Below are 13,518 nucleotides of genomic sequence, written 5' to 3' on the forward strand. Positions count from 1 at the left end.
CACCGTGGAAATCACCGGCATCATCTCCGCCCTCCTCATCGGCATCGTGATCGGCGCGCTCGGGCGGCTCGTCGTACCGGGGCGCCAGCGCATCCCCATCTGGCTCACGATCGTGATCGGCGTGGTCGCGGCCCTGATCGGCACCGCGATCGCCGCCGCCGTCGGCGTGGCCGACACCGGGGGAGCCGACTGGATCGAGCTCGCCATCCAGGTCGCCCTGGCCGCGCTCGGCGTCTCGCTGACGGCGGGCATGTACGTCAAACGCCGCGAATAGCGCGGGCCTTCTCCGGGGACTCACCCCATGGCGGCCGGCGACGGGGTGCCGCCCGTGGCCGGCCGGGCTTCCGTAGCCCTCGCGGTCCATACCGCCGCCGGAGCGCTGGTCGCCGCGGCCGCCCTGGCCAACACGCGGAACCCGCCGGCTCCGTCGTCGGCCGGGCCGACCCCCGGGGGGGCGCTTCGCGGGCAAGATGGTGCTCACCACGGGGGCGACGTCGGGCATCGGCCAGGTGAGTGCGCCGCCGCCACGATCGCGCCCCACAACGCCCCCGCGGAGCTCGTTCTTCGTCTGCGGGACCTCACACGTATCCGGTGGAACCGTCTGGGCAGCACGCGCTCCCACCGCACGTAGTCGTCGGTCCCCAGCGCCGACTCGTCGATCTCCACACCCCACCCCGGGCGGTCCGGGCGCAGCTCCAGGTACCCGTCCACCGGCAGGTACGGGTCCGCGCCCCCGGCCGTCAGCAGGGCCAGGAAGTCCTGCGGCAGGAACAGCGACTCGCCGGTGGCCAGCGGCACGTCGAGCTGAGCGCGCAGGTGGCCCCAGGCGGGGATGTACTCGGGCCGGATGGGCTCCTCGAACCACAGCGGGTCGTACGGCGCCAGCGCGTTGCCGAGCTGGATCGCCTGCCGCGGTTCGAAGATCCGCGCGTGCGCCTCGAAGGCGAACTCCCACTCCGGCGGGCTGATCGAGCGGATCTCCGCGAAGTAGCCGGCCGCCTCGGCGCACACGTTGCCCCAGCGGCTCGCGTACGGGTCGCGGCGGTACGGGCTCAGCTTGAACGCCGTGAACCCGTACCGCTCGTTCAGCTCCTGCGTCAGGTCGCGGCAGACCGGGGGGTCGGGCGCGGTGTAGACGCCGCAGTAGACCGGAACCCGGTCGCGTACGGGCCCGCCGAGCATCGCCGTCGGTGACGCGCCGAGCGCAGCCTCGCCAACCCGCGACTTCCACCGCGCCCTCTACGCCGGCTGCGGCAAACCCCCTGCTGGTCAGCACCCTCGACTCCCTGCGCGACCAGACCGCGCTGATCTCCGCGGCGGCCTGGGGCCGGGCGCCGACCTGGGAACATGAGGCCGCCGAGCACCGCGCCATCCTCCAGGCAGCCGAGTCCGGCGCCGCCGACGAGGCCGCCGGCCTCCTGCGCGACCACATGCGCAGCTTCGTCGAACGGGCCAGGAACTCGGCCTAGCGCCCGATCTCGATGGCGGCCCTGTCGCCCGGGACGGCCACCACTGTTCGCGTGCCGGAACTCGGCATCGCCCTTGGTCGTTGAGGTCGGCGGCACCCAACCGATCTTCAAAAGGGAGAGCAAAACCGTGGTCTTCAAACGCATGCTGGGCGCTTTGGGCGTGGGCGCGCCCACGGTGGACACCGTCTTGTCCACCCCGCGGACACAGCCGGGCGGCACGCTCGAAGGGGAGGTACGGCTCAAAGGCGGCGACTTCGACGCCGACATCGAGCACATCACCCTCGGCCTGGTGGCCCGGGTGGAGATCGAGCACGGCGACGGCGAGTCCGCCGGGCTCGGCGAGTTCGCCCGCGCCCAGGTCTCGGGACCGTTCACGCTGCGCAAGGGCGAGGACCGCGTCATCACGTTCACGATTCCGGTGCCGTGGGAGACGCCGATCAGCGAGATCGGCGGGCAGCCGCTGGCCGGCATGGCGGTGGGTGTACGCACCGAGCTGGCCATCGCCAAGGCCGTCGACAAGGGCGACCTGGACATGATCGCCGTCGAGCCCCTGCCGTCGCAGCTGCGGATCCTGGAGTCCTTCCTGGGGCTCGGCTTCCAGTTCAAGTCCGCCGACCTGGAGGCGGGGCACCTGTACGGGGTGCGCCAGGAGCTGCCGTTCTACCAGGAGATCGAGTTCTACCCGGTAGGCGAGTACGCCGGGGTGGTGCGGGAGGTCGAGGTGACCTTCGTGGCCGATCCCGCCGGTCTGGAGGTGGTCCTGGAGGCCGACAAGCGCGCGGGGCGCTATTCGGGCGACGCGATCGGCCGCTTCACGATCAGCCACGAGGACACGGTGCGCACCGACTGGCCCGGCGAGATCGGCCGCTGGCTGTCCGGCCTGACCCAGCACGGCCACGGCGGCCACCACAGCGGCCACCACGGCGGCCACCACCACTATGACCACGGTCACCATGGCGGCTCCGGCCTGGGCGCGGTGGCCGCGGCGGGCGCCATGGGCGTCGTGGGCGGGCTCGTGGCGGGCGAGGTCGTCGAGGAGATCTTCGAGGGGGACGAGGAGGAGGGCGGCGACTGGTGAGCCGCCGCCCCGCTTGACCCGCCGGCGGCCCCCGGCTCCCGCGCCGTGGCCGCCGGCGGACGGTACGGTGTCGTACGGACGGGTGAAGGATGCGATCTCAACGACACGGAGAGACTGCCGACGCCGCGGCGCTGCGTGCCCGGCTCCGGCACGTCCACTGGATCGGCGGCGGGAGCGGGGCCGGCAAGTCGACCATCGCGCGCCGCCTGGCGGCTCGGCACGGCCGGCGTCTCTACGCGACCGACGACGTGATGGCGGATCACGCCCGCCGGAGCACCCCCGGGAACAGCCCGTTCCTGAGCGAGTTCGCGGCCATGGACATGGACGAGCGGTGGGTGAACCGATCTCCGGAAACCATGCTGGAGACCTTCCACTGGTTTCGGGGAGAGGGCTTCGGCCTGATCGTCGAAGACCTGCTCCGCCTTCCACGGGAACCCGGTGTGATCGTCGAGGGTTTCCGGCTGCTGCCGCACCTCGTGCGGCCTCTCCTCGCCGTGCCCGGTCGCGCCGTCTGGCTCCTGCCGACGCCGGACTTCCGCCGGGCCGCGTTCGACAGCCGGGGCTCGTTGTGGGAGATCGCCCGGAAGACCAGTGATCCGGACAGGGCCCTGCGCAACCTGCTCGAGCGTGATCGCATGTTCACCGAACACCTCCGCCGGGAAACGCAGCGTCTCGAACTGCGCGTCATCGAGGTCGACGCCACGACGACCGAGGATGATCTGGCCGAGCGAGTGACGGAAGCGTTCGGACTCTGAACACGAGCACCCCGGCGGGGGCGGGTCCGGGGCACGCGACTGACAGGTTCTGCCACCTGCTCCGCCTCACGGTTCCCTGGGATGGTCAACGGTTGGATACGATGTGTAAGGGGCTCGATGACTCGCGCTTGCCGCCATCGGCGCGAGTGACGTCGGACTACCGCCGTACCGTTGTACGGGAGGCGAGCGGATGGCGACAAAAGAATCCTCTACTGCCGTCCGAGAGGCGGAACGCCTCCGTATACTCGCGGCCGCGTGCGCCGGGCTCGGCGACATCGAGGTTCTGCAGTACGCGCTGGACCAGGCCATCGCCGACCTCCACGGCCTGAGCGGGATGGTGCACTGGTGCGGCCCCATCGGCAGCCATGAGCCCCGCCTGGTGGTCGCCTCCGGACTGCCCCCGGCGAAGCTGCCGGAGCGGGAGGTCCACGACGTCATCGCCCGCGCGCTGCGCGACAAGGCCCTCGCGTGCTTGCCCGTCACGCTCGCCGCCGCCGCGCCGATCCAGCTCGAGACCGCCGCCCCGGAACGCGTGGCCCCGCCCTGCACCGTGGTGCTGACCGCCGTCCCGCTGGAGGGCACCGGAGGGCCGCCCGGCGTGCTGTCCGTACTGACCGATGGGCCCGCTGAACCGACGAGCGACCAGCGGGCATTCCTCAAGACCCTGACGTCGTGGCTTTCCAAGCGGCTCGCGACCTCCTCCGCGGAGTCCGAGATGACGCACCTGTGGTGGCAGGAACAACCCGCCGACTCCCACCTGCAGAAGGCGTTGAAGGCCGTCAAGATCGGATCCTGGGACTGGGACATCCGAACCGGCGAGTTCTACTGGGACGAGCCCGCGCTGACGCTGATGGGCATCGACCCCGGCACCGCCCCGCACCACATCGACACCTGGGTGAGCATCGTCCACCCGCAGGACGTGCCCAGGGTGATGGCGGCGACCGAGGAGGCCGTCCGCACCAGGAGCCTCTACGAGGTCGAATACCGCGCCTGCCGCCCCGACGGCACCACCGGCTGGATGCACGCGCGCGGCCGCCTGATCCTGGACGAGAACGGCGATCCGGTCCGCATGATCGGAACAATCTGGGACACCACCGAGAGCCGCGTCGCCCGGGAGTCGGCCGGCCGCGCGCTGCGGTACATGAGCGACGCCTTCCTCGCGGTGGACCGTGACTGGCGGATCACCTTCGTCAATCTCGCCGCCGAACGCCTCCTGGGATCAACCGACCTGCACGGCCGGCTGCTCTGGGACCTCCCGGCCGGCCAACTGCCCGATCTGCGGGCCTGGTGCCGCCGGGCCGCCGCCGAGCGCGCGCCCGCCAGCTTCGACGTGCAGTGGCCGACCGACCAGCGGTGGTACCACGTGCGGCTGGTGCCGGTGCCGGACGGGCTGACGCTCTACCTCACCGACGTCACCGAGAAGCGAATCCGCGACGCCGAGCGCGTCGCCGCCGAACACGCCGCCGTCGAGCGGGCCGCCTGGATCCAGGAACTGACCCGCACCCTCGGCGACGCGGTGACCGTCGAAGACGTGGTGCAGGTCATCACCGAGCGGGTCATGCCGCCCTTCGCCGCCGCAGGACTGATCATCTTCACCGTCGAACACGGACGTCTGCACGTCGTCGGAGCCGTCGGATACGCTGCCGACGTCCTCAGCGGGCTCGAGCAGCGTGCGCCCCTCGACGGTTCCGCCCTCATCGACGTGCTCCGGACGGGTGTTCCGGCCTTCATCGCCGCGCGGGCCGACTTCCACGGGCCATATCCAGACACCGCCGACGGAACGGCCGACTCGGGCATGAACGCCTGGGCGGTTCTCCCGCTGCTGGTTCCCGGGCATCCTCTGGGCTGCTGCGTGATCTCATTCGACTCTCCTCGCCGATTCACCAGCGAGGAGCGCACCCTGCTCACAGCGCTCAGCGGCCTGATCGCCCAGGCCCTCGCGAGGGCCCGCATGTACGACGCGGAGCACATGCGCGCCCAGCAACTGCAGCGCCTGCTGCTTCCCCGCGACCTGCCGTCGCTTCCCGGCATCACCGCGGCGGCCCGCTATCTCCCGGCCGGCGGAACAGAGCTCGGCGGAGACTGGTACGACATCATCCCGCTGTCCGCGGAACGGGTCGCCCTCGTCATCGGCGACGTCATGGGTCACGGCCTGCCCCAGGCCGCCACCATGGGACGCCTGCGCACGGCCGTGCGCACCCTCGCAGACCTCGACCTGCCGCCCGACGAGCTTCTCGCCCACCTCAACGACCTGGTCGGCGAGCTCGGCGACGACATCTACGTCACCTGCCTGTACGCCGTGTACGACCCCACCAGCGGCGAGTGCGCCTTCGCCAGTGCCGGACATCCGCCGCCCGTCGTCGTCCACCCCGACGGCACGGTCCAGATCCCCTGGACGGTGCCCGACCCGCCGCTCGGGGTCGCCGCGCCGCCCTTCAGCACGTTCGAATTGCATGTGCCCGAACACGGCCTCTTCGTGCTCTACACCGACGGCCTGGTCGAGTCCGCCACGCGGGACATGGACAGGGGCATAGCCCAGTTCAGCCGGCTCCTGGCCGGTGCCCTTCGCCAATTCGGCGCCGCTCAGGAGGACGGACTGGACCGCCTGTGCGACGCCGTCGCCGATGCCATGCTGCCCGCACAGCAGCCGATCGCCGACGACGCCGCCCTGCTCATCGCCCGCGCCAACCGGCTGCCGGCCGAGGACGTCGCCTGCTGGCCGCTGCCCGAGGACCCGATCGCGGCCGGGCAGGCGCGCAAGCACGTCCGGGACCAGCTCGCCACCTGGCACCTGGAGGACCTGGAAGACCTGGTGACGACCACCGAGCTGGTGGCCAGCGAGCTCGTCGGCAACGTCATCCGCCATGCCAGGGGCCCGCTCCGCCTTCGCCTGCTGCGCAGCCGGACCCTCGTGTGCGAGGTCTCCGACAGCAGCCAGACCACCCCCAGGATCCGCCGCGCCGCGGAGACCGACGAAGGCGGCCGCGGCCTCCAACTCGTCGCCGCCCTCTCCCAGCGCTGGGGAACCCGCTTCACCGCCGACGGCAAATGCATCTGGACCGAACACGCCCTGTCTTCCTCGCACGCCGCCGCCTAGCTCCCCGCGGGGACCCATCGATGATCAAGGCGCTGAGCCGGTCAGGTGTCCATCGGGAGCCGGCGGGCGGCCACGCCGACCCAGCCGAGCCCCAGCGCGGTGACCACGAGCACCCCCGCCGCCCCGGCGCCCGCCGCCACGAGCCCCGCGGCGCCGGGCAGGAGCAACTGGCCGGTACGGTTGCCGGCCAGCCGCAGCGACATCGCCCGCCCGCGCAGCCCCGGGGGAGCGGCTTCCGCCAGCCACGACATGGTCAGCGGCTGTCCCACCCCCAGCGCGAATCCCAGCACGGCCAGCACGCAAGCCAGCAGCCACAGCGGCATGGGCACGGGAATGACCAGCATGGCCGCTCCCGCCGTGACCGTGCTGACGACCAGCAGCCGGCGCCTGCCCGCGGCCTGCGCCAGGCGGCCGAGGAAGAAGCGCGAGGCCATCGACGCCACGCCCCTGATGGTCAGCAGCAGGCCGATCGTGCCCGAGGTGAGCCCCTGCTCGGTGCCCAGCGCAGGCAGGTAGACGAGCATGATGTCGAGCGCGGTCAGGAGCACGGTGCTCGTCACCAGAGCGTGCGTGAGACCCGGGCGGCGCAGCAGCGAGCGCAGGTGCCCGATGCCGTCCTGGTCCTGGACGGCGGCGCGGGGACTGCGGGGCAGCAGCGCCGACAGCGCGATGAGCAGGACGGACAGGCCGCAGCACCAGGCGAAGATGCCGCCGGTGTCGGGGATGGCCCGCTCACCGCCGAACGCGGCGATCAGCACCGGACCGGCCGACTGGCCGAGCGAGACGGCGAAGGTGTAATGACCGAAGGCGGTGTCGTGGCCGCCGCGCCGGGTGGTGTTGGCCACCAGCGCCTGCTGGGCGATGGCGCAGCCGAGATGGCCGGTGCCGAGCAGGATCCCGGCCGCGATGAGCCCCGGGATGGTGTGGCCGAGCGCCAGGAAGGCGACGGCGGACGCGGTGATCAGGAGCGCGCCGGTCACGGCCATGCGGCGCTCGCCGTACCGGTCGGCGGCATGGCCCGCGGGCAGCGCCAGCAGCAGCGGCGCGATGGCGAAACTGGCGCCGAGCACACCGAGCCAGGCCGCGGGCACGTCGAGCTCGATCGCCCGGTAGGACATGGTGGGGCGCAGCACGAACGTGATCGCCTGCGTGCCGGCGGCATGAGCCAGCACCATGGCCGCCCCGTACCTCCGATGCCGCGCTTCAGGCATCGATTCCGTTCACTCGCCTCACCTCATCAGTAAGCATCACAACCTATAGGACCGGGGCATGAAAAGGGCGCGCCGGTGTCGCCGGCGCGCCCTTCACGAACGCGAGACCGAAAGTGTCAGGCGGCGGCGCGATCTCCCACGCCGGCCCGCCTCAGAACGTCACCAGCGGATCACCGACGAAGTCGGCCACGGAGTTGACGAAGAAGAAGCCGAAGAACAGGAAGTTGAGCACCAGGATGACGTAGTGCCAGGGCCGCGGGCGGGCCGGCCGCGGCAGCCGGCTGTTCAGGTACATCAGCAGGAACGGATAGATCAGCGCCCCCAGGTTCGACATGTTGCCCGACCACTCCACCAGGCCGACCGGCAGCGACTGGAAGATGACGATCGAGATGATGAGCAGCAGCACGAGCATGAACGGGTAGTAGAAGCGGCGCGGATCGCCCTCGATCAGGCGGCGCAGTCGCGGGCTGGTGGCGTTGGCGGCGTCCGTCGTCACCCGCACCATCGCCTCGAAGATCCCCAGCTGGGTGGAGAACAGGATCAGCACGCCCACGACGAGCGCCACGTAGAAGGCCACCCGGCCGTACTCGTCGCCGAGCGCGCTGGCCACGAACGTCGGGACGTTGCCGCGCGTGGGCCGCTCGCCCGACATCTTGACCGCCTGCGCCATGAGGATGGTGGGCAGCAGCATGCCGAGGATGGCGCCGACGAAGAACACCCCCCACATGTCCGTCAGCAGCAGCCGGTACCACCTGCGCCAGAGCCCGCGGTTGCGCTCGTCGTCGGGGAACGTCACGCCGCTGGCCAGGATCTCGCGCCGCTCGCCGCGCAGGCCGGCGATGTAGCCGACGCGGTGGCCCATGCCGTAGCCCTTGTCGCGGTAGTGGCCCATCACGTACCAGTTCAGGCCGGACGCCAGCGCGGTGAACCCGGCCAGGGCACCGAGCTGGGTCGCGGTGATCCCCGGCGGCGGAGCGGCCGGGGTGACGAAGCCGCGGATGCCGTCCCACCACTGGCTGAACGGCACCACGAGCAGGTCCACCGCCAGCAGGGCGAGCAGGATGGAACCGACCATCACCCAGTTCACCAGCTCCAGCGTGCGGCTGACGCGGCGGGCGGCGGCGGTGATGAGGAACACCAGCACCAGCAGGCCCACCGCCCACCAGCGCGGCTCCATGTCGGAGGCGGCCGCCGGGACGCCGTGGACCAGCGCGTAGACGCCCTGCCCGGCCGACGCCGCCCAGCCGCCCGCGATGAACGCGAAGATCACGACGAGGACCGACAGCGGCACCCACAGCGGCCAGCCCGGCGGCACCCGCCCCCAGCCGACCACCGGCGTCTCGCCCGTGGCAAGGACGTACCGGGAGCATTCGACGTTGTAGAAGGTCTGCAGCAACGCCGACACCAGGATGACCCAGCCGACGCCGACGAATCCGTACTGGCCCACGTTGAGCGGGCCGAGCAGCCACTCGCCGCTGCCGATCGAGATGCCGAGCGCGATCAGGCTGGGGCCGACGGCGTACTTGAACAGTTCCTTGGGGCCGATCTTGGAGACCTTGAAGACCTCCTCCGGCGTGGGCAGGTCGGCGACTTCGAGATCCGGACGGCTGACTCCGAGTGGGTGCGACATGTCACTGCCTCCTGCCGCCAATCTGATCCCGAACGGCGGCGGCTTCCAGACCCAATTGCCGTATGGAACGCCGGGCCGTCTCCGGTCTCGGGTCAGGCGTACTGCAGGTCGGCCTTGACGATGCGGCCGCCGGCCACCGTGAAGTCGTAGTGCGCCCGCCAGCCGTCCGATCCCGCCGGCGCCCAGTGGACCAGCAGCTTCTGCCCGTCCGGCCGGTTCTCCGCGACGGAGACGACCCGCAGCGTCCCGCCGATCACCTCGTTGCCCGCCCACTCGCGGATCGCGTCGTGCCCGCGGATGCCGCGGGTGACGTCGACGATCTCCGCGTCGGGGGCGAAGGCCGCGACGAGGGCGTTCAGGTCGCGAGCGTTCACGGCCTCCACGTACGCGCGCGCCGCGGCCACCACACCCGCGGCCGCGCTCGGAGAAGCGGCCGACGATCCGGTGGCGGCCGGCCCTGACGAGGACGGGCCGCAGGCGCTCGCCGCCAGCACCGCGGCGGCGAGCGACACCGCCCACCAGGCCCAGCGGCGACGGTCCCCGGCGGGGGTGAGGCGGTGGCGGGCGGACGTGGATCGGATCGGTGGCGTGCTCATGATGACGATGATGCGAGGCCGGCGGACCCCGGGTCCAAGACCTTTTGCCATAACCGGTGGCTATCGCACCCGGTAGATCCGGCAAGCGATGAGACGCTCGGGGCGTGGCGTTACACCACATTAGGAGAGCCGCTACTTAGGGTTATTAATCATTGTCACTCCGTAATTACAGGGGGAGTTCATGAAAGGTAACCTCGTGGCCGCGGGTGGCGCCTTGGCCGCCGCTATCGCGGTTATCAGCCTCGCCGGCCCAGCCCTCGCCGACTCGGGCGACACCGACTCGGCGGCCACGCAGGCGGCCGGCTGCCACCTCAGCCTCGCCGACACCACGTACTCGTTCCGCAGCGACGCCTCGGGCGTACAAGCCAGCCGCAGTAACACCAACGCCTGCGTCAACTTTGACAGCCAGACCACTGACAGCCAGACCACTGACAGCCAGACCACTGACAGTCAGGCCTCTGACAGTCAGGCCTCTGACGGGCTGGCCTCTGACGGGCTGGCCTCTGACGGGCTGGCCTCTGACGGGCTGGCCTCTGACGGGCTGGCCTCTGACGGGCTGGCCTCTGACGGGCTGGCCTCTGACGGGCTGGCCTCTGACGGGCTGGCCTCTAACGGGCTGGCCTCTAACGGCCCGGCCTCTAACGGGCTGGCTGCTGACGGCCTGACCCGCCAGGACGGCCAAGCCGCTGACAGCCTGACCGCCCAAGAGAGCCAAGCACCTGCCGACTTTGTCGGCCAGGACTCCGTCAGCTCCTACCGCGGGCCCCAGCCCATCGACTACCGCATCGGCTGGGGGATGGGCGGCTACGGATTGCGCGGCACCTGGCTCAACCCGGTCCAAAGCGGCTGAACCCGGTTCGGTCCCGGGCACGATCGTGCCCGGGACCTGCCCTTTCCCGGTCATCCCGCGGCCTGCGCGACCGTGGCCGCGCAGGCGCCGGCTGGTGCTGCCGCGCCGGGCACACCGGCGTCCCCGCCGGCGGGCTTCAGCGGTCGACGATCTCGTTCTTGCCGATGACCACGACCCCGCCCCGGGTCAGCGCGAACCGGGTGCGGTCGTACTCGAGATCGAACCCGATCCGGGCCCCGTCCGGGATCACCACGTTCTTGTCGATGATCGCCTTGCGCACGATCGCGCCGCGCCCGACCTTGACGTTCTCCATCAGCACCGAGTCCTCCACCAGCGCGTGCGAGTGGAGCACGACCTTGGGGGACAGGACCGATCTGATCGCCGTGCCGCCGGAGACGATCACGCCGGGCGACACCAGCGAGTCGATCGCCCGCCCCACCCGGTCGCCGTCGTTGTGCACGAACTTGGCCGGCGGCAGCGGATCGTGCCCGGTGAAGATGGGCCACTTGTCGTTGTAGAGGTTGAACACCGGATGCGCTGAGATGAGGTCCATGTGGGCCTCGTAGTACGCGTCCAGCGTCCCCACGTCGCGCCAGTAGCCCCGGTCCCGCTCGTTCGACCCGGGAACGACGTTGTTGGCGAAGTCGTACACATCCGCCCCACCCGACTTCACCAGCATCGGGATGATGTTGCCGCCCAGGTCGTGCTTGCTGGTCGGGTCGAGCGCGTCCTCGCGCAGCGCGTCGATCATCGACTGCGTCTTGAAGACGTAGTTGCCCATCGAGGCGTACACCTCGTCGGGCGAGTCCGCCAGCCCCACCGCGTCCTTGGGCTTCTCCCGGAACGCCACGATCCTGCGTCCTTCGGGATCGGTCTCGATCACCCCGAACTGGTCGGCCAGCGACAGCGGCTGCCTGATGGCCGCCACCGTCACGTCGGCGCCGGAGTCCTCGTGCTGCTCGACCATCTGCCGCGGATCCATGCGGTAGATGTGGTCCGCCCCGAACACGATCACGTGCTCGGGCATCTCGTCGTAGATCAGGTTCAGGTTCTGGAACAGCGCGTCCGCCGAGCCGGAGAACCAGCGCGGCCCCAGCCGCTGCTGCGCGGGCACGGGCGTGACGTAGTTGCCCAGCATCGCCGACAGCCGCCAGGTGCGCGACACGTGCCGGTCGAGGCTGTGGTTCTTGTATTGAGTCAGTACGACGATCTTCAGGAAGCCGCCGTTCGCCAGGTTGGACAGGACGAAATCGACTAGCCGATATATCCCCCCGAACGGCACCGCCGGTTTCGCTCGATCCGCCGTCAGCGGCATGAGCCTCTTACCCTCTCCACCTGCCAGCACGACCGCAAGCACCCTCCGGGACCTCATGCCCGAGACGCTACCCTCAAATGGCCGTTCTATCGACAAACCCCGGCAGGGGGAACTTCCTTCGGGTCCAGATTTGCCGCGCAATGCCCCCTGTCAGGGCGCCGGAGCGCGGGCTCTCCACGCTCGGGCGGATCATAAGCGCAACACTCCGCTACTTGCGGTAGCCCCCTGGACGCGGCCCATCATAGGGTCGTCTCATGCGTGTTGATCTGCTCAGCCGGGAGTATCCGCCCGAGGTGTACGGCGGGGCCGGGGTGCACATGGAATACCTGGCCAGGGAGCTGCGCCGGCTGGCCGACGTGCGGGTGCGCTGCTTCGGGGCCGACCGCGACGAGCCCGGCGTCGCCGCCTACCGGGTGCCCGGCGGCCTGGACAACGCCAACGCCGCCCTGCAGGTGCTCGGCGTCGACCTGGAGATGGCCGCGGCCTGCGAGGGCGCGGACGTCGTGCACTCGCACACCTGGTACGCCAACTTCGCCGGGCATGTCGCGAAAATGCTGCACGGAATCCCGCATGTGATCACCACGCACAGCCTCGAACCGCTGCGCCCGTGGAAGGCCGAGCAGCTCGGCGGCGGCTACACGATCTCCTCGTGGGCCGAGCGGACCGCCCTGGCGGCCGCGGACGCGGTGATCGCGGTGTCGGAGGGCATGCGGCGCGACGTCCTGGCCGCCTACCCGGAGATCTCGCCGGACAAGGTCAGTGTGATCCACAACGGCATCGACACCGCGCAATACGCCCCCGACCCCGGCCTGGACGTGCTGAAGAAGCACGGCGTCGACCCGCGCAGGCCGTACGTCGTCTTCGTGGGCCGCATCACCCGCCAGAAGGGCCTGGTCCACCTCCTGCACGCGGCGCGGTCCTTCGACCGGGACGCCCAGCTCGTGCTGTGCGCGGGCGCGCCCGACACGCCGGAGATCGCGGCCGAGGTGACGGAGCTGGTGCGCGGCCTGGACCGCGACGGCGTGTTCTGGATCCAGGAGATGCTGCCCAAGCCCGAGGTCATCCAGCTGCTGACGCACGCCACGGTCTTCGTGTGCCCCTCGGTCTACGAGCCGATGGGCATCGTGAACCTGGAGGCGATGGCCTGCGAGACGGCCGTGGTCGCGACGGCCACGGGAGGCATCCCCGAGGTGGTGGCCGACGGGGAGACGGGGCTGCTCGTGCCGATCTCCCAGGGCGCCGACGGCACCCCGCACGATCCGGACCGCTTCGCCGCGGACCTGGCCGAGCGCGTCAACGCGCTGCTGCGGGACCCGGCGCGGGCACGGGCGATGGGGGAGGCGGGCCGGGTCAGGGCGGTCGAGCACTTCTCCTGGGAGCGCATCGCCCACCGCACGCTGGACCTCTACGCCGAGCTGCGCGCCTGCCCCTGACCTGGACGACCGGACACGCTGGTGCACCGGCCGGCCGGCGGCGGCCGGGCCGCCGGCACCGGCGGCAACGGCTTCACGGAGACC

12 protein-coding genes are annotated in these 13,518 nt (G+C 70.9%); 7 read left to right on the forward strand and 5 right to left on the reverse strand.

From position 1 onward, the window contains the following. Positions 1-4 precede the first annotated feature (4 nt). A complete protein-coding gene (locus tag ACTMTI_RS34925; RefSeq protein ID WP_441124937.1) occupies positions 5-274 on the forward strand; it encodes a GlsB/YeaQ/YmgE family stress response membrane protein in 270 nt (89 codons plus the stop codon). Between the two features lie 203 nt (positions 275-477). Here the strand turns inward: ACTMTI_RS34925 and ACTMTI_RS34930 are convergent, their stop codons facing one another. Next, entirely contained in the window at positions 478-1,182 is a 705-nt protein-coding gene (locus ACTMTI_RS34930) for an enolase C-terminal domain-like protein (RefSeq protein WP_441124938.1), read from the reverse strand. 8 nt (positions 1,183-1,190) lie between these two features. Here ACTMTI_RS34930 and ACTMTI_RS34935 point away from each other — a divergent pair, with 8 nt between their 5' ends. The 4 genes from ACTMTI_RS34935 to ACTMTI_RS34950 all read left to right on the forward strand — a co-directional run bounded on the left by ACTMTI_RS34935 (position 1,191) and on the right by ACTMTI_RS34950 (position 6,399). After that, entirely contained in the window at positions 1,191-1,469 is a 279-nt protein-coding gene (locus ACTMTI_RS34935) for an FCD domain-containing protein (RefSeq protein WP_441124940.1), read from the forward strand. A 127-nt stretch (positions 1,470-1,596) separates the two neighbouring features. Beyond that, a complete protein-coding gene (locus ACTMTI_RS34940) occupies positions 1,597-2,547 on the forward strand; it encodes a sporulation protein (protein ID WP_441124941.1) in 951 nt (316 codons plus the stop codon). An 89-nt stretch (positions 2,548-2,636) separates the two neighbouring features. After that, a complete protein-coding gene (locus tag ACTMTI_RS34945; RefSeq protein WP_441124942.1) occupies positions 2,637-3,302 on the forward strand; it encodes a hypothetical protein in 666 nt (221 codons plus the stop codon). A gap of 190 nt (positions 3,303-3,492) precedes the next feature. Beyond that, on the forward strand, positions 3,493-6,399 hold the full coding sequence (locus tag ACTMTI_RS34950; protein ID WP_441124943.1) for a SpoIIE family protein phosphatase: 2,907 nt from the start codon (positions 3,493-3,495) through the stop codon (positions 6,397-6,399). Between the two features lie 41 nt (positions 6,400-6,440). Here the strand turns inward: ACTMTI_RS34950 and ACTMTI_RS34955 are convergent, their stop codons facing one another. The 3 genes from ACTMTI_RS34955 to ACTMTI_RS34965 form a co-directional block, all read right to left on the reverse strand. Next, complete coding sequence (locus ACTMTI_RS34955; RefSeq protein ID WP_441124944.1) at positions 6,441-7,574, reverse strand: MFS transporter; 1,134 nt, start codon at positions 7,572-7,574, stop codon at positions 6,441-6,443. Between the two features lie 187 nt (positions 7,575-7,761). Then, positions 7,762-9,240: an Nramp family divalent metal transporter gene (locus ACTMTI_RS34960; RefSeq protein WP_441124945.1), complete on the reverse strand. Its 1,479-nt coding sequence runs from the start codon at positions 9,238-9,240 to the stop codon at positions 7,762-7,764. 92 nt (positions 9,241-9,332) lie between these two features. Beyond that, complete coding sequence (locus ACTMTI_RS34965) at positions 9,333-9,836, reverse strand: nuclear transport factor 2 family protein (protein ID WP_441124946.1); 504 nt, start codon at positions 9,834-9,836, stop codon at positions 9,333-9,335. 196 nt (positions 9,837-10,032) lie between these two features. Here ACTMTI_RS34965 and ACTMTI_RS34970 point away from each other — a divergent pair, with 196 nt between their 5' ends. Beyond that, on the forward strand, positions 10,033-10,686 hold the full coding sequence (locus ACTMTI_RS34970; protein ID WP_441124947.1) for a hypothetical protein: 654 nt from the start codon (positions 10,033-10,035) through the stop codon (positions 10,684-10,686). 136 nt (positions 10,687-10,822) lie between these two features. On the opposite strand, the gene glgC is transcribed toward ACTMTI_RS34970, so the two are convergent. Continuing rightward, positions 10,823-12,058 carry a glucose-1-phosphate adenylyltransferase gene (gene glgC, locus ACTMTI_RS34975; protein WP_441124948.1) on the reverse strand — a complete coding sequence of 412 codons (1,236 nt, stop codon included), beginning with the start codon at positions 12,056-12,058 and terminating at the stop codon, positions 10,823-10,825. A gap of 197 nt (positions 12,059-12,255) precedes the next feature. On the opposite strand from glgC, the gene glgA reads away from it, so the two are divergent. Further along, complete coding sequence (glgA, locus tag ACTMTI_RS34980; RefSeq protein WP_441124949.1) at positions 12,256-13,434, forward strand: glycogen synthase; 1,179 nt, start codon at positions 12,256-12,258, stop codon at positions 13,432-13,434. Positions 13,435-13,518 lie beyond the last annotated feature (84 nt).

Source organism: Nonomuraea sp. H19 (assembly GCF_052068215.1).
Classification (GTDB): domain Bacteria; phylum Actinomycetota; class Actinomycetes; order Streptosporangiales; family Streptosporangiaceae; genus Nonomuraea.

What these genes read in the sequence shown, in the direction of transcription:
- ACTMTI_RS34950 (WP_441124943.1), top strand. Translation starts at nt 3,493, where the DNA reads ATGGCGACAAAAGAATCCTCTACTGCCGTCCGAGAGGCGGAACGCCTC.
- glgA (WP_441124949.1), top strand. Translation starts at nt 12,256, where the DNA reads ATGCGTGTTGATCTGCTCAGCCGGGAGTATCCGCCCGAGGTGTACGGC.
- ACTMTI_RS34955 (WP_441124944.1), bottom strand. Translation starts at nt 7,574, where the DNA reads ATGGTGCTGGCTCATGCCGCCGGCACGCAGGCGATCACGTTCGTGCTG.
- ACTMTI_RS34965 (WP_441124946.1), bottom strand. Translation starts at nt 9,836, where the DNA reads ATGAGCACGCCACCGATCCGATCCACGTCCGCCCGCCACCGCCTCACC.
- glgC (WP_441124948.1), bottom strand. Translation starts at nt 12,058, where the DNA reads ATGAGGTCCCGGAGGGTGCTTGCGGTCGTGCTGGCAGGTGGAGAGGGT.
- ACTMTI_RS34930 (WP_441124938.1), bottom strand. Translation starts at nt 1,182, where the DNA reads ATGCTCGGCGGGCCCGTACGCGACCGGGTTCCGGTCTACTGCGGCGTC.
- ACTMTI_RS34960 (WP_441124945.1), bottom strand. Translation starts at nt 9,240, where the DNA reads ATGTCGCACCCACTCGGAGTCAGCCGTCCGGATCTCGAAGTCGCCGAC.
- ACTMTI_RS34945 (WP_441124942.1), top strand. Translation starts at nt 2,637, where the DNA reads ATGCGATCTCAACGACACGGAGAGACTGCCGACGCCGCGGCGCTGCGT.